At 58.0% G+C, this 19,338-nt stretch carries 19 protein-coding genes; 17 read left to right on the forward strand and 2 right to left on the reverse strand.

Going from position 1 to position 19,338, the window contains the following annotated elements:
* Window positions 1-32 precede the first annotated feature (32 nt).
* The 12 genes from B5F19_RS04370 to B5F19_RS04425 all read left to right on the forward strand — a co-directional run bounded on the left by B5F19_RS04370 (window position 33) and on the right by B5F19_RS04425 (window position 12,993).
* The gene (locus tag B5F19_RS04370) at window positions 33-800 is read left to right on the forward strand and encodes an ABC transporter ATP-binding protein (RefSeq protein ID WP_087288366.1); all 768 of its coding nucleotides are present in this window, start codon (window positions 33-35) and stop codon (window positions 798-800) included.
* Window positions 790-3,030 (forward strand): ABC transporter permease, encoded by a 2,241-nt coding sequence (locus tag B5F19_RS04375; RefSeq protein WP_087288368.1) that lies wholly within the window; start codon window positions 790-792, stop codon window positions 3,028-3,030. The genes B5F19_RS04370 and B5F19_RS04375 overlap by 11 nt, the downstream gene beginning before the upstream one ends.
* A 148-nt stretch (window positions 3,031-3,178) precedes the next feature.
* Window positions 3,179-3,898, forward strand: a complete 720-nt coding sequence (locus B5F19_RS04380) for a LytTR family DNA-binding domain-containing protein (RefSeq protein ID WP_087288370.1) — start codon at window positions 3,179-3,181, stop codon at window positions 3,896-3,898.
* Window positions 3,895-5,181, forward strand: coding sequence for a sensor histidine kinase (locus B5F19_RS04385; RefSeq protein WP_087288372.1), 1,287 nt, complete (start codon window positions 3,895-3,897; stop codon window positions 5,179-5,181). Before B5F19_RS04380 ends, B5F19_RS04385 begins: the two co-directional genes overlap by 4 nt.
* 163 nt (window positions 5,182-5,344) lie before the next feature.
* The gene (locus B5F19_RS17650; protein WP_204248291.1) at window positions 5,345-5,515 is read left to right on the forward strand and encodes a hypothetical protein; all 171 of its coding nucleotides are present in this window, start codon (window positions 5,345-5,347) and stop codon (window positions 5,513-5,515) included.
* Between the two features lie 5 nt (window positions 5,516-5,520).
* Window positions 5,521-6,231 carry an ABC transporter ATP-binding protein gene (locus tag B5F19_RS04390; RefSeq protein ID WP_087288400.1) on the forward strand — a complete coding sequence of 237 codons (711 nt, stop codon included), beginning with the start codon at window positions 5,521-5,523 and terminating at the stop codon, window positions 6,229-6,231.
* Complete coding sequence (locus B5F19_RS04395; RefSeq protein ID WP_087288374.1) at window positions 6,215-7,432, forward strand: hypothetical protein; 1,218 nt, start codon at window positions 6,215-6,217, stop codon at window positions 7,430-7,432. Before B5F19_RS04390 ends, B5F19_RS04395 begins: the two co-directional genes overlap by 17 nt.
* A 235-nt stretch (window positions 7,433-7,667) precedes the next feature.
* Window positions 7,668-8,021 (forward strand): GntR family transcriptional regulator, encoded by a 354-nt coding sequence (locus B5F19_RS04405; protein WP_087288378.1) that lies wholly within the window; start codon window positions 7,668-7,670, stop codon window positions 8,019-8,021.
* 118 nt (window positions 8,022-8,139) lie between these two features.
* On the forward strand, window positions 8,140-8,838 hold the full coding sequence (locus tag B5F19_RS04410; protein WP_087288403.1) for a response regulator transcription factor: 699 nt from the start codon (window positions 8,140-8,142) through the stop codon (window positions 8,836-8,838).
* Window positions 8,835-9,863, forward strand: a complete 1,029-nt coding sequence (locus tag B5F19_RS04415; protein ID WP_087288380.1) for a HAMP domain-containing sensor histidine kinase — start codon at window positions 8,835-8,837, stop codon at window positions 9,861-9,863. The genes B5F19_RS04410 and B5F19_RS04415 overlap by 4 nt, the downstream gene beginning before the upstream one ends.
* A gap of 63 nt (window positions 9,864-9,926) precedes the next feature.
* Window positions 9,927-10,622 carry an ABC transporter ATP-binding protein gene (locus tag B5F19_RS04420; RefSeq protein WP_087288381.1) on the forward strand — a complete coding sequence of 232 codons (696 nt, stop codon included), beginning with the start codon at window positions 9,927-9,929 and terminating at the stop codon, window positions 10,620-10,622.
* Window positions 10,606-12,993: an FtsX-like permease family protein gene (locus B5F19_RS04425; protein WP_087288383.1), complete on the forward strand. Its 2,388-nt coding sequence runs from the start codon at window positions 10,606-10,608 to the stop codon at window positions 12,991-12,993. The genes B5F19_RS04420 and B5F19_RS04425 overlap by 17 nt, the downstream gene beginning before the upstream one ends.
* A 58-nt stretch (window positions 12,994-13,051) precedes the next feature.
* Here B5F19_RS04425 and B5F19_RS04430 read toward each other — a convergent pair whose 3' ends face one another.
* The gene (locus B5F19_RS04430) at window positions 13,052-14,410 is read right to left on the reverse strand and encodes a HAMP domain-containing sensor histidine kinase (RefSeq protein ID WP_087288384.1); all 1,359 of its coding nucleotides are present in this window, start codon (window positions 14,408-14,410) and stop codon (window positions 13,052-13,054) included.
* Window positions 14,407-15,102, reverse strand: a complete 696-nt coding sequence (locus B5F19_RS04435) for a response regulator transcription factor (RefSeq protein WP_087288386.1) — start codon at window positions 15,100-15,102, stop codon at window positions 14,407-14,409. The genes B5F19_RS04430 and B5F19_RS04435 overlap by 4 nt, the downstream gene beginning before the upstream one ends.
* Before the next feature lie 152 nt (window positions 15,103-15,254).
* Between B5F19_RS04435 and B5F19_RS04440 the strand changes: the two genes are divergently transcribed.
* From B5F19_RS04440 to B5F19_RS04460, 5 genes are read left to right on the forward strand one after another with little or no spacing between them, the layout of a single operon-like run.
* Entirely contained in the window at window positions 15,255-16,178 is a 924-nt protein-coding gene (locus B5F19_RS04440; RefSeq protein ID WP_087288388.1) for an ATP-binding cassette domain-containing protein, read from the forward strand.
* The gene (locus B5F19_RS04445; protein WP_242972694.1) at window positions 16,162-16,974 is read left to right on the forward strand and encodes an ABC transporter permease; all 813 of its coding nucleotides are present in this window, start codon (window positions 16,162-16,164) and stop codon (window positions 16,972-16,974) included. Before B5F19_RS04440 ends, B5F19_RS04445 begins: the two co-directional genes overlap by 17 nt.
* A gap of 13 nt (window positions 16,975-16,987) precedes the next feature.
* Window positions 16,988-17,797, forward strand: a complete 810-nt coding sequence (locus B5F19_RS04450) for an ABC transporter permease (RefSeq protein WP_087288392.1) — start codon at window positions 16,988-16,990, stop codon at window positions 17,795-17,797.
* A complete protein-coding gene (locus B5F19_RS04455) occupies window positions 17,794-18,408 on the forward strand; it encodes a hypothetical protein (protein ID WP_087288394.1) in 615 nt (204 codons plus the stop codon). Before B5F19_RS04450 ends, B5F19_RS04455 begins: the two co-directional genes overlap by 4 nt.
* A gap of 15 nt (window positions 18,409-18,423) precedes the next feature.
* The gene (locus B5F19_RS04460) at window positions 18,424-19,128 is read left to right on the forward strand and encodes a biosynthetic peptidoglycan transglycosylase (protein WP_087288396.1); all 705 of its coding nucleotides are present in this window, start codon (window positions 18,424-18,426) and stop codon (window positions 19,126-19,128) included.
* Window positions 19,129-19,338: the final 210 nt, after the last annotated feature.

Here is a 19,338-nt window from a genome sequence, read left to right on the forward strand (position 1 = left end):
GGGCAAGAAACGAACATTGGGAGGCAGGACACATGGAGCCTATCTTGAAGCTGGAGCACATTCAGAAATACTACGGCAATGAAGGGAATCTCACAAAAGCCATCCAGGACATCAGTTTTTCCGTTGCGGAGGGTGAGTTTTTAGGGATTATGGGGGCCTCTGGATCTGGCAAGACCACCCTGCTCAACTGTATCTCCACCATTGATACTGTCAGCGCCGGCCACATCTATCTGGAGGGGACGGACGTGACGGAGCTGCGGCCCAAATCCCTGGCCCGGTTCCGCCGGGAAAACCTGGGCTTCGTCTTCCAGGACTTCAATCTGCTGGATACCCTGACCATCTCCGAGAATATCGCGCTGGCCCTCGCCATCAACGGGGCGCCCGCCGGTGAGGTGGAGCCCCGCATCCGGGAGATGGCCGGGAAGCTGAATATCCGGGACATCCTGGATAAGTACCCCTACCAGGTGTCCGGCGGCCAGAAGCAGCGGTGTGCCTGCGCCCGGGCCATCATCAATCACCCCAAGCTGCTGTTGGCTGACGAGCCCACCGGCGCGCTGGACAGCCACTCGGCGCAGATGCTCCTATCCACCATCCAGAGCATCAACGAGCAGCTGGGTGCCACCATCCTCATGGTGACCCACGATGCCTTCACCGCCAGTTACGCCAGTCGGATCCTGTTCCTGCAGGACGGGAAGATTTTTACGGAATTGAATAGGGGCAGCGACAGTCGGAGCGCCTTCTTTGAGAAGATCCTGCATGTCCTGACCCTGCTGGGAGGAGGGGAGAGCCATGTATGCTAAGCTCGTCCTCCGAAACGCCCGGCGGTCGATCCAGGACTACCTGGTCTACCTCCTGACCATGACCATCTGCGTCACCCTGTTCTACTCCTTCCTCTCTATCTCCAGCAGCTACTACGAGCCGGATATTGGAACGGAGTATGACTTCACCATGCTCAGTGACGGCATGAAGCTGGCCATCTGCGCCGTCACTCTGATCCTGCTGTTTCTGATCCGCTTCGTCAACCACTATATGCTCCGCCGGAAACAGCGGGAGTTTGCCCTCCAGTCCGTCATGGGGATGGAGCAGCGGACCATCGGCCGACTCTTCTTCGCGGAAACCTTCCTCATGGGGCTGGTGTCCATCGCCGCCGGGATCTTTCTGGGGGTGTTCTGCTCCCAGTTTATCACGGCGCTGCTGCTCACCTCCTATGGGAAGCAGTATGAGATCACCTGGACGCTGTTTCCGGACACCGTGCTGCTGACGGCGGGATTCTTCATTCTCAGTTTCCTGGTGGTGGGCCTCTCCAACACCCGGGCCATCCGGAAAATGAAAATCATCGACATGCTCACGGCGGACCGGGAGAATGGGCCGGAGTTTCGCAGGAGCCGCTGGATCTGGGTGCTTGCGATTTTCTTTGAAGTGTTCTCGGTCTGGATGTGCGTGACCGGGGTGCAGAAGGTCCTGTTCTACTGGGACAGCCGCTTTGCGCTGCCCGTGCAGCTCATGTTTTGGGGGAACATCCTGTTCCCGACCATGAGCCTGCTGTGGCCCGTCCTCTGGGCGCTCCGGCGGAGGAAGGGCGGGTTCCCGGCGCTCCTCTCCGGACTTCTGCTCTGCGCCCTTCTGAATACCATTGCGGCGGCCAGCGTGCCGGCGCTGAACAGCCGTTATCTTCTGGCCCTGGGAGGTGGGGGCGTCAATCAGTACCTGCTCTTTGTCCTGGTGGATCTGATCTTCTTAATCTGCGCTCTGCTCTATCTCGCCAGCAGCTTTCTCGTGGCGTGGAAGGGGGGGGCGCCGGAGCACCGCTACAAGGGAGAAAACCTGTTCTTCTTTGGGCAGATCATCTCCAAGCTGAGCACCACCAGAAAGACGATGTCGCTGACCTGTGTGACCCTGGTATTGGCCATCTTTCTGTTCATCGCCGCGCCGGTCCTGGTGGGGTGGGCCTCCGGATACCTGGACGAGCGCTCCATGTACGATGTGCAGATCTTCTCCCGGTATAACGACGTGTATGAGGAGGCGGACCTGCCCGACGACAACTATGACGAGGTCACGGCGTACCTTGCCGGGCACCATATCCCCGTGGCCGGCGACTGCGCCTTCAGCCTGTACCTGCCGGAGCGGGCGGACTTCCACAACCGGGTGAAATACGAGTTTCCTGTGGTGGCCATTGCCTTGAGCGACTATAACGCCATCCGGGAGATGCTGGGCTATGCGCCCATCGCCCTGGCGGACGGCGAATTTGCGACCCAGTGGAAGGCCATCGCCACGGAGGAGGAGCGGGACAGCTTCCTGCGGGAGCATCCGCAGGTGCGGACCGATGCCGGCACGCTGACCCTCTCGGCGCAGCCCTTCTATGAGGACTCCATCGGGGAGACGGCCTACAACTCCTACACGGATGTCCTCTACATCTTCCCGGACAGTGTCTGTGAGCAACTGCTCCCGGTGATGCGCAACCGCTACATCACAACAGAGGAGGCCATCTCCTATGACAACGCCCGGGAACTGGAGCAGGCTTTTACCGGCCAGTACCCGGAGCTGGCTGACACCGGCGTATCCTACTCCATCCGGCTGAGCACCCTGCAGGTGAACAGCACGAAGGCCGGGAACTTCGTCCTGCAGGCCGCCATGCTCTACGGGGCCGTAGTGCTGATGGTCATTTGCCTCACGGTACTGTCCCTGCAGCAGCTCCTGGACGCGGGCCAGTACCGCTATCGCTTCTCCGTCCTGCGGAAACTGGGCGTGGAAGAGGGACGCATCGGAAGGCTGGTGCTCCGGCAGCTTGGAGTGTGGTTTGGGCTTCCCATCGCCGTAGCGATCCTCGTCTCAATGGTGGTGATCGCCTATTTCCTGCAGACCGTGTCCGCGGAGATCGCCGCCTACATCGGGTTCGGCACCCTGATGGCACAGATCGCTGTGACGGCGGGGATCCTGATACTGCTGCTGATCTGCTATTTTCTCAGCACCTGGCTGCTGTTCAAAAAGGCCATTGGGACGGCGCCAGATGGGAGGGCGCTTCCCATATGAAAGCAGGCGGCCGGCTTCGTCAAGCCGGCCGCCTTTTGAGGATGCTCTTGTCTTCCCAACCAATAAAACATATAATAAGGGATAGGATCGGTGCCTCCAGGAACCGCTGAGCACTGACATAATTCCAGAATAGGGAGGGGGATGGATTTTGGTCAAGATTGCGATATGTGACGACGAAGAAAAGTCTGTTGCCCTACATGAGCGGATGGTCAGGGAGTGCCTGCAAGCGGCGGGGATCGGCTGTGAGATCACGACCTATACCCAGAGCCGCAATCTGCTTTATGACATAACCGACGACGCCTTTTTCTACGATCTGATCCTGCTGGATATCGAAATGCCTGGGATCAGCGGTATGGAACTCCCGCAGCAGATCAAGGGATTTTTACCCAATGTCAGGATCATTTTTGTGACCTCGCACACGGAATATGCCATTGACGCTTTTGAATTATCCATCTTCCGCTATGTTCCAAAGAACAACCTGGAAGCAAAGCTGCCTGCCGCGGTGCTGGACGCCGCAAGACTGATCGAGCTGGAAGCCGGACAGGAGTACACCATCCAGACCGCCAGCCGCATGGAGAAGATCCCGTTCAAGGATATATTCTATGTCCAGCGGGATGGGAAAAACGCCATGATTGTATCAAGCGCCGGGACTGCGAAAGTCAGAAAGAGCCTGCAGCAGGTATTCGACGAACTGAACACGCCGGAGTTCATCTTTATTGACCGTGGCTGTATTGTCAATATCATCCACATTATGAAAATCAGCGACGGGATGGCGGTGCTCAAAAATGGAGAGCAGCTGCCCATCAGCCGTTCCCATCTGCAGGAGGTAAAGCAGAAGATCAATGAGTTCTGGGGGGCGCATATATGATGGCATGGCTGCTGACGCTCTCCTATTTTCTCACCAATGAACTCCGGCTGTATGCCGGGCTTTTCCTGGTCGCCAGGGCAACAGGCTTTCGGCCGAGAAGGGTTGCCGTGCTGCTTGCCGGCATCGGAGGTGTCCTGGTCACAGCCCTGCAAATGGTGTCCCATTCCGCCATTGGGCCGCTGGCCGTTGAGCTACTGGTGATAACAGCCGTCTCATGGTATTACCTGCGGGATAAGCTCAATCTATGCCTGTTCCTGGCCTTCTTTTACGAAGTAGGCGTTGGGCTGTGGGATTTCCTGTTGCAAGCTGGCCTGGGCATCCTGTTTCATTCACAGAGCTTTCTTGACCCGGCGGCCTTGGAATCCCTGGCCGGCGTTTGGCTGACGCGCGCACTGATGCTGGGCGGCGCAGTCATGCTGATCCGGCAGAGTGGGCAAAGCGGCGGGGCCATGCGGAGCTTGTCGGTCCTTGTCATCCTCGGCATGGTCGGAGCGGTGACCTTGTCTGAGCAAAAGGCGCTCACGCTGGACGAAGACCTGGTGGGGACCTGGATCATCCTCTCTATGGTGCTACTGTTCGCAATCCTGTTTTATCGAGTCAACCGCCAGCGTGAGATGGAGTCGGAAATCGCGCGGCTGAAGCAGGAGCAGGCAGAGATCGTGGAGCGGGATTATCAGGCGCTGCGCCGCACCTACGAGGGCAACGCCAAGCTCTATCACGATCTGCACAATCATATCGAGGCTATTTATCAATGCCTTCTGCAAGGGGATACGGAGGAGGCGGCCCGGTACTGTGAGGATCTGAGAACCCCTGTCCGGGAGATTTCCCAAACAGTTTGGACGGGCGACAAGGCCCTTGACTACTTGATCAGCAGTAAATTGGCGCTGGCGGAGCAGGAGCATATCAAAACGAAGGTAAACATCGAGTATCCCCACAATACCAATATTCGCAGCGTTGACCTGACGACCATTTTAGGGAACCTGCTGGACAACGCTTTGGAGGCGGCGCAAGCCGCGCCCGATGGCCTGCGCTTTCTCAACCTGACCATCCGGCGGATCAACGCCATGCTGATCATCAAAGTGGAAAACGGATATGGGCATGACCTGAAACGGGAGGACGGGAAGCTGTTGACCACAAAATCAGACAGAGCATTTCATGGATGGGGACTGAAGAGCGTACAGACGGCGGCGGATCGCTATGATGGGACCATCAGCACGGATGATAAGGACGGCATATTTCAATCGGTCGTTACGCTGTCCTTCCAGGCGATCAAAACGAAATAACCTCTATTTGAGATGCGGCGGGTAGCCTTTCGGGCGCCCGCCGCTTTTTCGCGGTCAAAAACCTACCGTTCGCGGACATTCCCGCCGGCGGGCTTCTTTTGGTGTATGCTTGCATTGTAAACAAGAAGCCCGCAAACAAGCAAAAGGGTAGGAGGTTATTCATATGCGTCACTTTTATTTCCGTCTGATCCTCGGCATCGTTTTTATCGGCTGCATGATTTTCAGCTTCGTCACCATGAACATCCCGTTTGCGCTGCTGTATATCTTCCTTGGCGGTTCCTTCCTGTATTCCGCCTATTCCATCTGGAAGAAGGACAAAGAGAATCGGGGGTGAGCGGCATGAGCGGCACGGCACTTCTTTCCCTCAACAATTTAAGCGTCTGGTACACCGCTGGCCATCCCGTACTCTCCGGCCTCTCGCTGGATTTGGGGGAGCATGAAGTTGTCGGGCTGATCGGTCTGAACGGCGCCGGGAAAACGACCTTCATCAAGACCGTGGCAGGTCTGTTGTCAGGCTACCATCTGGATGAGGCGACATGGGACGGCTACCCGTTCTCGTTCCGGGACAAGGCGTTCAAGCGGAGCCGGTATATTGTCTTTGCGGAGGATCGGTCGTTTCCGTATTTCACATTCCGGGAGTACCTGGCGTATGTGGCGGCGTCCTATGGCGTGGCTTTGCCGGATGTGACCGGCCTGGTGAAAGGCTTCCACTTCGAGGACTATACCGACGTGCTCCTAAAGGAGCTGTCCACCGGCAATCTGAAAAAGGCCTATCTCATTACGGCATTTGCCCTGCGGCCCAAGCTGCTGCTCTTGGATGAACCTGTGAACGGGCTCGATTTCCAAAGCACGGAATTTTTGTACCAGCTCATGGGCGGCTATCAGCAGTATGGGACCCTCCTGTTTTCGTCCCATATTTTGGAGAGCATCTGTTTGACCTCTGACCGCGTGCTGGTTTTGGAGCAGGGCAGGATCGGCCGGACGTTCACCGGCACGGAGATCGCTGCCGGGAAGATCCGGGAGGTGCTGGCTGATGAAGAACACCATTAAGGCACTCTCCAAGCAGTTCTTTGGCGCCAAGTATGAGAGCGCCAGAAAGAGTCTTCTGGCGGCGGCGATCCTGTTTATCGCCATCTACGCAGCGGAAATTCGGGTTGCGGTTGCCCCCGCGATCCTCTATCTGACGTCCACCTTGTTTACCGCCGGCGTCATGTGGCAGGTGCTTACCGGACGGCGGCAGATGGAGGCCATGCAGGGAATGTTGATGCTCCCGTTCGATCACCGCGGTTTTGTCTTTGGCTATGTCTTGGTGCTGGGGGCGCATACCCTGGTGACCAAAACGCTGCTGGTCTGGGCGCTGTTCTTTGCGGCCGCCTCATGGAACATAGGGGAGATCACCCTTGCGGTTCTGTGCGGCTGTATGGCGTGTGCAGTGACAGCGGCGGGGTATCGGATGTGCCGGAGAGGTCATGCTGTGCTGCCGCTCCTTTGGGTCGCCGGTATCCTGGCCGCTATTTTGCTCTTGCGCCAGTGGGCGGCGGTCCTTTCTGCGGCGGCGGTAAGCGCGATTGCCGCGGTGCTGTATCTGGCTTTTGCGGATGCCTATGATTTTTATAGTGCCGGCGTTGCAAAGAAAGCTGTCCGGCATACAGGCCGCACCGGGAACGTCTTCACCTACCTGTTGCGCTATTTGATGGCGAACAAGACATACCTTATCAACACTGCGGGCCTGGCCGCGGTCGCCGGTTTTCTACCGCTGCTGTTTGGTGAAGTTCAAGGCATGAATATGTTTCCCATCGGCCTTGCAATCCTTTGCCTCAACACGCCCATCTGCACACTGCTGTCCTGCGACCCGGATCTGGAGCAGGCGATCCGCGTGCTGCCCGGACAGGCGGGGCGGTTTTGCCGAAGGTATTGCCTGTTTATCTTTGCAATCAACAGCATTGTCGCCTGCATCTACCTTTGCAGCTGGCAGCTCATCAACGGCGGCGCTGGCTTTTTCCATGGGATAACGCTTCTTCTGTTTGCTTTGCAAAGCGCCATCCTTTCGGTCGTTCTGGAGTGGAGGTATCCGATCCGTGGCTGGAAAACCGAAAGCGATCTGTGGCATCATCCCCGCAAATATCTCGTTCCGCTGATTATGCTGCTGGCTGCAGCACTGGTTGGGATATGGCCGCCGGCTCTTTGGATTTGGGCTGCGGCTTTGCTGACGGAGTGCTGCGTTTTGCTTGTTGTGACAAGGAGAGATTGACGATGAAAAACTCAAGGTGCTGCCCCAAATGTCATTCGGAAAATATCGTGCGTGTGCCGGATCATCCGGCACGACACGCCAGTGGGAACAACATCTATACCACAAGGATGACCTTGTTCGGTAAAATTCCAGTGATCCGCTATGTTTGCTGTAATTGCGGTTATGTGGAGAATTGGGTGGAAGACGCGCAAGAGTTGGACGAGATCAAAAAGACATTCGGATAAGGAGACACTGCATGAGCTGGGACATTGAAGTACGCGAGAAAGTATATCAGCGCCTTGCCAATGAGATTTTCTTTCGTATCCTTCATGGGGAATATGGGTTGGGGACAAAAATGCCCTCTTACACAGAGCTTTCAAAAACGGCCGGGAGTAGTCCGGAAACCGTTAGAAAGGCATTCAGTGAACTGTGCCGCCTCGGCCTTATTGATAAGACTCGGTATGGTTATTTTGTGACATCAAATCATGGCCATATCTCTTCGTATCGTCAGAATTATCTTGCAGATTTGGAAAAGGAATATCTGGTCGCAAAAACAAAAGTTTGTATAGTGTCAGATAGGGAAATAAATCCCTTTAAGAAAGATCAGTAACTGGCTTGATATTTTCCTTGCCCCAATACCACGCATCTTACAATCCTGTAAGATACCATACAGACTACTCCTCCTTGTGGTATAATGCCAGAAGAATACCATTCCGGGGGGGATGATTATGAGTAAACTCCTGCTTTTAGAGGACGATCTGAGTTTGATTGACGGCCTTACCTACTCACTGAATAAAGCTGGTTATCAAGTTGATGTGGCGCGCACGGTAGGTGAGGCGTTAGAACGCCTGTCCAAACCAGACTGCCTTGACTTGCTCCTTTTGGATGTGACGTTGCCGGACGGCACCGGCTTTTCCGTCTGCGAGCAGGTCAGAGAGAGGGGAAGTACGGTACCCATCATCTTCCTGACCGCTTCCGATGAAGAGGTCAATGTGATTCGGGGCCTGGACTCCGGCGGGGACGACTATGTCACAAAGCCATTCAAGTTGGGGGAACTGCTCTCCCGCATCCGGGCGCTGCTGCGCCGGGCGGGAATCTCTTCGGCACAGCCGGCCAATCAAATGCAGTGTGGAGATCTGACCATCGACCTGGTCTCCGGCCGGGCGGCTATGCGCGGCCGCCCCCTGGAACTGACCCAAGCAGAATTCCGCCTGCTCTGCCTCTTGGTGCGCAATGCCGGACGGGTGGTGACGCGGGAGGTCATTCTCAACGACCTGTGGGACAATGCCGGGGACTTTGTGGACGACAACACCCTGTCGGTCTATGTGCGGCGGCTGCGGGAGAAGGTGGAGAAGGACCCCTCCCAGCCCAAGTACCTGCTGACGGTCAGGGGCTACGGCTATCAGTGGAAGGGGGAGGGGACATGACTTTTCTGCGGGACAGGCAGCTGCGGCGGTACCTGATCCTCCAGTTGCTGCTATGTGTGTTTCTGCTTGCCGCCGGTATCCTAACCTTGAACGGGGGAACGGTATCCGGCGGGGTCGCGGCAGGCATTCTCTTTGTGTCGGTCCCTTTGCTGCTGGGCGGGACCTTGTTCTTCCTGCACCGCCGTAGCCGCCTGTACCAGCATGCAGCGGAGATTGTCCGCCAGTACATGGATGGGGACTTTTCCAGCCATCTGCCTCAAAACCAGGAGGGGGATCTATTCCAGCTGTTCTCCGAAATCGAGCAGTTGTCTACGATGCTCCAGTCCAAAAACGAGGCGGAGCATAAAAACAAGGAGTTCCTCAAGTCCACTATCTCGGATATCTCCCACCAGCTGAAGACGCCGTTGGCGGCCCTGATGATGTACCAGGAGATCCTGGAGAGTGAGCCGGAGAACTCGGACACGGTACGGGAGTTTGCCAGCAAGATGGGGGCGTCCCTCCAGCGCATGGAGCAGTTGATCCAGTCCATGCTGAAGATCACCCGGCTGGACAGCGGCAGCATCGTTTTTGAGCGCCGGGATATCCTCGTCACCGAGCTGATTGACCGTGCCATCCGGGATCTGCAGACCAGGGCGGATCAGGAGGGTAAGACCATTCAGATAGAGGGAAAGCCTGAAGAAAGGCTGCTCTGCGATCCAGAGTGGACCAGCGAGGCTCTGGGAAATCTGGTGAAGAACGCCCTGGATCACACGGCGGCTGGCGGCCATATCCGTATTGCCTGGTCACGCACCCCTGCTATGCTCCAAATCCGGGTGTCTGACAACGGCAACGGCATCTCCTCGGAGGATATCCACCACATTTTCAAGCGGTTTTACCGGAGCCGCCATACCTTGGATGCGCCGGGGATCGGCTTGGGCCTCCCTCTGGCCAAGTCCATTGTGGAGGGGCAGGGCGGCGTGATTACAGTTCAGAGTACGCCGGGAGAGGGGGCCACCTTCACGGTTTCCTTCCTTACGAAACTGTAAGCAGAAATTCACCGGATTGTAAGGTTCCTCTGCTATCCTTTGGGATAAGGAGGTTTTGAGCCTATGGAAATCTTGAAAGTAGAAAACCTGTGCAAGACCTACGGCACCGGCGAGGCAAAGGTGGAGGCGCTGAAACAGGTGTCCTTCTCCCTGTGTCGGGGGGAGTTTGCGGCGGTGGTGGGGGAGTCCGGCTCCGGTAAGAGTACCCTGCTCAACTGCATCGGGGCGCTGGACACGCCTACTTCCGGCCATATCCTCATGGATGGGCAGGATCTCTTTGCCATGAAGGACGAGCAGAGGACCATCTTCCGGCGGCGGAATATCGGCTTTATCTTCCAGTCATTTCAACTGATTCCGGAGCTGAATGTGGAGCAGAATATCGCCTTTCCTCTGTTGCTGGATTACCGAAAACCAAAGAAGTCCGAGGTGAATGAATTGCTGGAACTGCTGGGTCTGACAGAACGGAGGCGTCACCTGCCCAGCCAGCTCTCCGGCGGTCAGCAGCAGCGGGTGGCCATCGGTCGCGCCCTAATCACCAAGCCGAAACTGATTTTGGCCGATGAACCTACGGGCAACTTGGACACCAAAAACAGCCAGGATGTGATCGCATTGCTGACCCAGGCATCCCGGCACTACCAGCAGACCATCCTGATGATTACTCATAACAGCAACCTGACCGCCTCAGTGGACCGGGTGTTCCGGGTGTCGGACGGCGTCCTGACGGACTTGGGAGGCATGACCAATGAGAAGCTATCTTAGTCTGATTCCCATTTCCGCCAAGGTCCACCGGCGGCAGAACCGCATGACGTTGCTGTGTATTATCTTCGCTGTATTTCTGGTTACCGCCATCTTCAGTATGGTGGATCTGATGGTTCGGTGTGAAACAGAGCACTCCAAGGAAAACCACGGGTTCTGGCACATTGCCATTCAGAATCTGTCTGAAGAGGGGGCCGAGGAGATCCGGTCCCGAGGTGATGTGGCAGCTGCATCCTGGTACGATGTGGTGAATATGGACCAGAGCCGGGCGTATGAGGTCGACGGCATCCAAACCGCCCTGTGTGGTATCGAGGAATCCTTCCGCACGGACATCATGAGCTATTTCCCTGCAGATTCCAGTATCCAGGCGAATGATGCGGCCATCTTGACGCCAAATGCCAGGGAACTGCTTGGCGTGGATGTAGGCGAATCCATCACCTTGCGTACACCTGCCGGTGAATACTCCTTCCTAATTACCGGCTTTCGCATCGACGACAGCCGATACGCTACCAAAAATGGTACCGGAGAGGCGACTGCCCTGCTGGTAAAAGGGGAACAAATCGGGATCTTCATGAACGTCTCCACGTTTCGTCAGATTATGGAGGATAATCAGGATTCCGGCAGTGAAACCTTCTATGTCCAGTTTGCCTCACGGGCCAATATCGGCCGCGCTATCTCAGAGATCCAGGCCCAGTGTTATGTGGCAGAGGGAGATATGGAGCAGAACTTCATCCTGATGGGCCTTGCCGGTCTCAGCAACAACACCATGGTGAAGTCCCTCTATCCTTTGGCAGGGGTTCTGTTCCTGCTGATTCTGGCGGCCGGTATTCTGATGATCTCCGGGAGCCTCAACAGCACGGTTGCCCAGCGGACGCAGTTCTTTGGTATGATGCGTTGTATCGGCATGAGCAAGCGGCAAGTCATCCGATTTGTGAAATTGGAGGCCCTGAATTGGTGTAAAACCGCCATCCCCATCGGTGCGGCTCTGGGCGTTGTTATCTCCTGGGTGCTTGGCGCGATTTTGCGGTACTGGGTGCAGGGGGAATTCTCTGATTGGCCAGTGTTCGGCGTCAGCCTCGTGGGAATTGTCAGCGGCGTCGTGTTGGGCCTGCTGACCGTCCTGCTGGCCTCCAGGTCCCCGGCAAAGCGTGCTTCACGAGTTTCTCCGGTGGCGGCGGTATCTGGAAATCTGGAGGATAAAACCCATAAGCAACACCGAACGGAAACCAGATTTGGAAAAATCGAATCCGCCTTGGGCATCTCCCATGCGGTATCTGCCAAGAAGAATCTGGTTCTAATGTCCGGCTCCTTCGCCCTGAGTATCATTCTGTTTCTCGCATTCTCTGTGCTGGTAGAACTGCTGGGCTGCCTTCTCCCCACCGCACACTCGGCGCCAAACCTCACCATCGCCAGTCAAGACTACTCGAATACGATCCCTTACGCTCTGGCTGAAGAGATCCGCGAGATACCCGGCGTCCGGCATGCGTTTGGCAGGATGTATCGGGAGGATATCCCTGCCTCCTTCCCTGTAGAAACTGCGGAGACGACGGTAGATCTGATTTCCTATGATGCCTTGCAGTTGGGGTGGCTCCTGGAAGATGATCTCCTGCGGAAGGGAAGCGACTTGGAGAGAGTCTATGGGAACAGCGACACGGTGCTGTGCATCTGGGATCAGGATGTGCCGTTGACCATCGGTGATACCGTCACCGTCGGCGATTCCCAAGTAGAGATCGCTGGAATGCTGACCCACAGCCCCTTCTCCAACAGCGGACAGACCAACGGCGAGATAATCCTGATTTGCTCCGAGGAGACATTCACCCGGCTGACGGGCGTGGAGGGCTATGCCATCCTTGATGTCCAAGTGACGAAGAGCGCTACGGATGAAGAGGTGGCGTCGATTGAGGAACTGGCTGGAGATCAGTACAGTTTCACCGACCGGCGGGACGAGTCGGACCGCAGCACCTTCTGGGCATTTAGCCTTTTCATCTACGGTTTCCTCGCCATCATCGCTCTGATCACGGTGCTGAATATCGTCAACAGCATTTCTATGAGCGTTTCCGCAAGAATCAAGCAGTATGGCGCCATGCGGGCTGTAGGAATGGGCGGACGGCAGCTCACCCGGATGATTGCAGCAGAAGCGGCCACCTACGCCTTTACCGGCTGCATCGTCGGCTGTGCGGCGGGGCTGCCCCTGAGCCGTCTGTTGTATAACAGGCTGATTACCACGAATTTTCCCTACTATACCTGGAGCATTCCGGTCCCTGCGCTGTTAGTGATTCTTCTGTTTGTGATCGGGGCGACGATTATCTCCGTCCATGCACCGGCGAAGCGAATTCGTGGCATGTCGATTACCGATACCATCAATGAACTGTGAGTATTTCCAATGAAAACTGAGAAAAGGCGGGCGGCACTTCGCAAGCCGTCCGCCCTTTTCAGACATTCCTTGTGGGGATAGAAATGCAAACCTCCAGCCCCTGCGGTACAGCCTGCCAGAACTGTACCGTCCCGCCGTGGGCCTTCACGATCTGCCGCACCAGTTTGAGGCCCAGGCCGTGCTCACCGTCCTGGGTGCTGGCGACATCCGCCTCCCGGTTCAGCGCCTCCAGCCGGGGGGCGTCCAACCCCACGCCATCGTCCGTCACCGTGCAGGTGCATCGCCCATCCTCCGCGCCTACCGTAACAGAGATGTGGCAGCCCCGGGGATTGTGGACGATGCTGTTGCGGATCAGGTTGTCCAGCATCCGCCGGAGGAGGGCGGTGTCACCCTCCATCCGGGCGGCACGGCCCGGATGCTCTTCAGAGAACTCAATCTCATATCGTTCCGGCAGGCCGCCGTTGAGCACCTCGCTCACCGCCTGCCGCCCGATCTCCGCCAGATTCACCGTCTCCCGGCGGATGGGCTGGAGGGCGTACTCCAGCTTGGTGGTCAGGTTCAGATCCTCCACCAGGGATCTCAGCCGCTCCCCCTGCCGTCGGATCATCCCGGCCTGCTGCCGGGCATCCGTGGGGAGAGTGTCGTCATCCTCCAGTTCGCTGGCGTAGCCCAGTACCATGGAAAGGGGAGTGCGGATGTCGTGGGATACCCCGCGAATCCACTCTGCCCGGGTGTTGTCTTTCTGCATCAGGTAATCCCCGGCTCGGTTCAGCCCCGCGTTGATCTCCGCCAGTTCCCCGCGCTCGTCCAGGGGCTGGTAGCTGCCCCGGCTCAGGTCTTGGATGCCCCGCAGGATGGGGGACATGGCTTTCTCCACCCGGCGGGTGTTCCGCAGCATCAGGAAGACCATCAGCAGCAGGTTAAACACAAAGACCGCAATGGCCCCCACCAGGAACATCATCAGGGAGGGCGTCTCCATGGAAAAGTAGTACTTCACCAGAGTGTTCGGCTCAAATCCCACCACCATCAGGGCGCCGTCCTCCCGGCTCCACACTTTCACCGGGTAGTCCTGGAGATACCAGCGGCTGAAGGATGCCACCTGGGCGCTGGTGTAGGACCGGGGCAGTTCCTCCGGCAGACCCTGCTCCCAGATCACCGTGCCGCTCTCATCCAAGAGCATGGCCCAGGCATCATGTTCTTGCAGCAGGGCCAGCGCCGTATCGTCCGCCGTCCAGGTGCCGGCCTGCTCCGTCACATGGCCGGATACCTCCCGGACAGACAGCCCGTTGTCTGTCCCGCTCATGTATCCGGCGGTCAGAACAGTCAGGACCAGCAGGAGATTCACCACGAGGAACAGCGCCAGAATGCCAACGGTGGAGAAGATGTAGCGCCGGAAAAACCGCTGCACCGGATTCACGACTTCGCCCCCTTCAGATTGATCCGGTATCCCAGCCCCTTGGCCGTCACCAGAGAGACCGGCTTGGAGGGATTAGCCTCGATCTTCTCCCGCAGGTGGCGGATATGGGTGGAGAGGGTGCTCTCGTAGCCCTGCCAGAACTCCCCACAGATCGTCTCGCACAGGATGCCGGTGGTGACGATCCGGCCGGCATTTTCATAGAGTTTCTCGAACAGCTGCAATTCCTTTGCCGTTAATGGCGTCCGTTCGCCGTCCTTCCATACTTCGGCTTTCTCCAAGTCCACCGTGGAGGCTGCCAGTTCCACCTTCCGGTTGGGCTCCGGGTAAGTCCGATGGAGAATGGCCCCCACCCGGAGCAGCAGCTCCTTTGGCAAAAAGGGCTTGGGAAGATAGTCATCCGCTCCGATTTCCAGCCCCTCGATACGATCCTCTGCCTCGCCCCGGGCGGTGAGCATCAGGACGGGCACGCGGCTGGTGCGGCGGATCTCCCGCAGGACCTCGAAACCGTCCATCCCCGGCATCATCACATCCAAAATGATCAGCGCCGGCTGCTGCTCCCGCCAGATCTGGAGGGCCTCTTGTCCGGAGGAGGCGGTTACAAGATCGGTATAGCCTGCCCGCCGGAAGATGGAGCACAGCATCTCCAAAAGGTCCCGGCCATCGTCTACCAATAAGATTTTATGCTCCATCATGGGACACCCCCCTCCTTTGCCCATATTATACCGCTAAAGTGTCGGCCTGCCCATGCCCTCCGCAAAATCTCAGAGAAAAATTAAGGTTGGCTCAGCGTTATCTCAAGGTGCGGGTGCTATCCTGTTGCTACCAAGCAAAGGAGGTACCGCTTATGAGCGACTGTATCATTGAAACCAAGGGCCTGACCAAACGGTATGGGGAGCAGGTCAGCGTCTCCAGTCTGGATCTCCATGTGCAGAAGGGGCGTATCTACGGCCTCCTGGGGCGCAACGGGGCGGGCAAGACCACCACCATGAAGATGCTCCTGGGGCTGACCGTCCCCACATCCGGCACAGTGACCATCTTCGGCCGGCCGCTGAAGGGGAACGAAAAGCGCGTCCTGCCCCGCATCGGCAGTCTCATCGAGTCCCCCGGGTTTTACCCCAACCTGACCGGGACGGAGAATTTGCAGATCTTCGCCCGGCTCCGGGGCCTCAAAAGTCCCAACTATATCAAAGGGGCGCTGGAGCTGGTGAACCTGCCCTACCGGGACAAGAAACGCTACGCCCAGTACTCCCTGGGCATGAAACAGCGGCTGGCCATCGCCCTGGCGGTGATGCACGACCCGGAGCTACTGATCCTGGACGAGCCCATCAACGGCCTGGACCCCATCGGCATTGCCGAGGTGCGGGACTTCATCCGGGCGCTGTGCGACGAACGGGGAAAGACCATCCTGCTCTCCAGCCATATCCTCTCCGAGATCGCCCTGCTGGCAGATGACATTGGGATCATCGACCACGGCGTCCTCTTGGAGGAGGAGAGCCTGGCGGAGCTGGAGCAGAAGAACGGGAAGGTCCTCCGGTTCACCGTGTCCAATGCACCAGTGGCCGCGCAACTGCTCCAGCAGGAGATGGGTGTCCGGGATGTTGTGGTGGAAAGCGAACAGGCGCTGACCGTCCGGAATCTCCGCCTGGACACGGGCGCGGCGGTGCGGCGGTTTGTGGAGGCTGGGCTGGTGGTGTCCGACGCCCACCTCTATGAGGACACCCTGGAGGACTACTTCAAGCGCATCACAGGGGGTGAGGGCATTGCTTAAACTCCTATGGTGTGAGTTTGCCAAGCTGCGGCGCAAGCCGTTGTTCTTCGCCGCCGCTGCCGTGTCCGCCCTGATCCCCCTGGGGTGCGCCCTGTTCCTGCCGGACTTCCGGCAGTTTACCAGCGGGGCCGAGGCGGTGGATGGCATGATGTCCACCCTGTTCCAGATGAGCGCCTACCTGCTGCTCATGCCGGCCCTGGTGGTGCTGGCCTCCAACCTGCTCTTTGAGGAGCAGGACAACGACACGCTGAAAAACCTGATGACGGTGCCGGTGAGAAAGCCGACCTTGGCCATGGCAAAGATGGCCCTGCTGTTTCTCTTTGCCACCGCTTTCATGGCGGTGGGCGGCCTGGTGATCCTGCTGATCGTGCTGGCTGCCGGGTGGGAGCCGGTGGGGTTCTGGCGGCTCTTTTTTGTGGGCGTCGGCCAGGGGATCATGATGTGGGCCGGGGCATTGCCCTGCATCCTGCTGGTGGTGCTGCTGAACCGGAGCTATATCGTCTCCGTCATCATCACCTTCTTCTACACATCTGTCAACTACATCTTCGGCCTGAACGACCTCTTTATCACCCAGCCCTTTGGCCTGAACCTGGGGACGCTGCTGCCCGGGCCGCTGACCTTCCGGTGGTACTTCCAGTACCTCGACTTCTCCAATGCCGGTGCCGAGATGCTGGGACTTCTGGAGCGGGTCAGCCCCTATTTCGTCACCACCGCCCAGGCGTTTCTGGTGACTGGAGCGGAGGCCGCGGTGTTTCTGGCCCTAATTGCGCTGGTCTATAAGCGCCAAGGCGTTTGAGGAGGTGCAGAGCATGAAGAAGATGATTCAGACGGAGTGGTGGAAGCTGCGGCGGTGCCAGATCCTGCTGGTGGGCATTGTGGCTCTGGCCCTCTGTCCGGTGGTGCAGTATGGCAGCCAGCTGATTGTGAACCCGGAGATCCGGGACCCCAACTTTGACTTTGTCCACCTGTTCGCCAATGTGGTGTGGGGCAACACCCAAGTGTTTCTCCCCATCTCTCTGGTGATGATCGGCGGGTGGCTGATCGACCGGGAGAACACCCACGACACCATGAAGAACCTGCTCACCGTCCCGGTGTCCTATCTCAAGCTCCTTGGGGGCAAGCTGGCGGTCACCGGCCTGCTGTCCCTGCTGTTCGGCCTTTACAGCGTGGCCGTGACGGTGCTCACAGGGACGCTGGCAGGCCTCCCAGGGCTGACGCCAGGGGTGATCCTCCAGCAGGGGGGACAGGTGGTGGCCGCGGCGCTGACCACCTTCCTGGTGTGTATGCCCATGATCCTGATTTTCGGGCAGATGCGGGGCGCCTACCTGGGCGGCTCCATCCTGACCTTTTTCCTGGGATACTGCATTCTGTTCTTTAAGAGCGGGTTCCTGCTCTCCGCCTACCCCTTCTCTGCGGCGCTGGTGCTGGCCGGCTTTGATATGCAGGAATACAACGGGGCCACTGAGGCTCCCAGCATTCCGCTGGCCCTCCTGGGCATGACGGCGGTCATCGTTTTGACGGCTGTGATCTTGGCCTTCTCCAGACCCAGCAGCAAGGCCGGGAGTACGAAAAAGAAAAAGGCCGGTGGACGCCGGCAGGCAAGGAGGAAAACACGATGAAAGAAAACCGAAAGCGATGGACACCGCTCCTGACCTGCGGCCTGTTCTGCGTCCTGCTGCTGTCCGGCTGTTCCGGCATGATGCAATCACTGGCGGATGGGACGGATGCGGTACTCAATGGCTTGGCGGAGGGAACGGATCAGGTCGCCGGCGCTCTGGCGGATATGACAGACGCAGCCCTCGGTGCCGCGGCCGACGCGACGGATGACTCAGTGAAGGACGCCATTCTGGACGCCTACAGCTCGCTGATGGATACCGCCGGCTCCTGGGCGCTGACGCCGGACCGCTCCCTCCAGGGGGAGCGTGTCCGGGGCGAGGACGACTACACCGGCACCTATGCGGCTGACTATGAGGACTTCTCCGGTACGGAACTGCTCTTTGGCGGTACCACGCTGGACCGGGAGGCCGGGGATACGGTAGAGGTCACTTGCTCCCTTGCCGTCGAAGAGGGGGAGGCTGCCATCTTCCTGTGCTCCGGCTCGGAGGAGCCGGTGCTCCTGCTGTCCGAGAGCGGGGATTACTCCGGCACCATCGAGGTGGGCGGTGGAAGCGTCTATCTCGGTGTCTGGGGCGAGGGCGTGACCGGGAGCGTGTCCATTCAAATCGAGTAAACTGTGAGGTGCGTCATGCGGATACTGAAAAAACTACTGGTGCGGATCATTCTGCTGATCGTAGCCGCCGGGATTTTGTGCGGCAGTGTGGTGGCTGTTCTGGGCTATCTGATGTATCGTGACGCACTCAAGGAGCAGAGCTTGGAGAACAAGGTTGCAGAGGTGCAGGCAGATCCCAGCTACACGCCGCTTGCAGACCTGCCGGAGATCTATCTTGATGCGGTCGTGGCAGTGGAGGACCACCGCTTTGAACAGCATTGCGGCATCGACATCATCGCCATCGCCAGAGCTGCCTGGAACAACATCAAGTTCTGGAGCCTGCGGGAAGGCGGCAGCACCATCACCCAGCAGCTTGCCAAGAACCTGTATTTTACCCAGGAGCGGAGTTTTATCCGTAAGGCTGCGGAGGTTTTCATGGCCTTTCGGCTGGAGCAGACCTACTCAAAAGACGAGATCCTGGAGCTGTATGTCAACTCCATTTACTTTGGCGACGGCTATTACTGTGTCCGGGACGCCAGCGCGGGCTACTTTGGGAAGGAGCCTGCGGACATGACGGATGACGAGGCCACGCTGCTGGCCGGAATCCCCAATGCGCCATCCGTCTACTCGCTGACGGCGAACCCAGATCTGGCTGCGCAGCGGCAGCAGTATGTTCTCCAACAGATGGTGAAATACGGGTATCTCGGCGAGGAAGAGGCGGCGGCAATTCTGCAAAACTGATCATGCCGCAGAAGATCCCGGGGAGGTGAGCAGCTTGGAGGAGATTATTGTCATTCGGGCGAGGGATCCGGACGGCAGCGTGTTCAAGGCCGTCATGGACGCGCTGAAGGGTAAAAGGGCAGAGGTAGTCGATGTTGCTGCCCCTGCGACCTCCGTGCTGCGCATCGGGGAACTGGAGCTCCATCATAAGCACCGCCGGGTGCTCATGGC

The sequence above is a fragment of the Pseudoflavonifractor sp. An184 genome, from assembly GCF_002160305.1.
Taxonomy (GTDB): domain Bacteria; phylum Bacillota; class Clostridia; order Oscillospirales; family Oscillospiraceae; genus Lawsonibacter; species Lawsonibacter pullicola.

Bases quoted from the DNA above. Each gene is read 5' to 3' on its own strand.
- B5F19_RS04420 (WP_087288381.1), top strand. From the start codon at position 9,927: ATGGAAATCTTGAAAGTAGAAAACCTGTGCAAGACCTACGGCACCGGC.
- B5F19_RS04405 (WP_087288378.1), top strand. From the start codon at position 7,668: ATGAGCTGGGACATTGAAGTACGCGAGAAAGTATATCAGCGCCTTGCC.
- B5F19_RS04450 (WP_087288392.1), top strand. From the start codon at position 16,988: ATGAAGAAGATGATTCAGACGGAGTGGTGGAAGCTGCGGCGGTGCCAG.
- B5F19_RS04385 (WP_087288372.1), top strand. From the start codon at position 3,895: ATGATGGCATGGCTGCTGACGCTCTCCTATTTTCTCACCAATGAACTC.
- B5F19_RS04455 (WP_087288394.1), top strand. From the start codon at position 17,794: ATGAAAGAAAACCGAAAGCGATGGACACCGCTCCTGACCTGCGGCCTG.
- B5F19_RS04395 (WP_087288374.1), top strand. From the start codon at position 6,215: ATGAAGAACACCATTAAGGCACTCTCCAAGCAGTTCTTTGGCGCCAAG.
- B5F19_RS04375 (WP_087288368.1), top strand. From the start codon at position 790: ATGTATGCTAAGCTCGTCCTCCGAAACGCCCGGCGGTCGATCCAGGAC.
- B5F19_RS04390 (WP_087288400.1), top strand. From the start codon at position 5,521: ATGAGCGGCACGGCACTTCTTTCCCTCAACAATTTAAGCGTCTGGTAC.
- B5F19_RS04415 (WP_087288380.1), top strand. From the start codon at position 8,835: ATGACTTTTCTGCGGGACAGGCAGCTGCGGCGGTACCTGATCCTCCAG.
- B5F19_RS04440 (WP_087288388.1), top strand. From the start codon at position 15,255: ATGAGCGACTGTATCATTGAAACCAAGGGCCTGACCAAACGGTATGGG.
- B5F19_RS04425 (WP_087288383.1), top strand. From the start codon at position 10,606: ATGAGAAGCTATCTTAGTCTGATTCCCATTTCCGCCAAGGTCCACCGG.
- B5F19_RS04460 (WP_087288396.1), top strand. From the start codon at position 18,424: ATGCGGATACTGAAAAAACTACTGGTGCGGATCATTCTGCTGATCGTA.
- B5F19_RS04435 (WP_087288386.1), bottom strand. From the start codon at position 15,102: ATGATGGAGCATAAAATCTTATTGGTAGACGATGGCCGGGACCTTTTG.
- B5F19_RS04410 (WP_087288403.1), top strand. From the start codon at position 8,140: ATGAGTAAACTCCTGCTTTTAGAGGACGATCTGAGTTTGATTGACGGC.
- B5F19_RS17650 (WP_204248291.1), top strand. From the start codon at position 5,345: ATGCGTCACTTTTATTTCCGTCTGATCCTCGGCATCGTTTTTATCGGC.
- B5F19_RS04370 (WP_087288366.1), top strand. From the start codon at position 33: ATGGAGCCTATCTTGAAGCTGGAGCACATTCAGAAATACTACGGCAAT.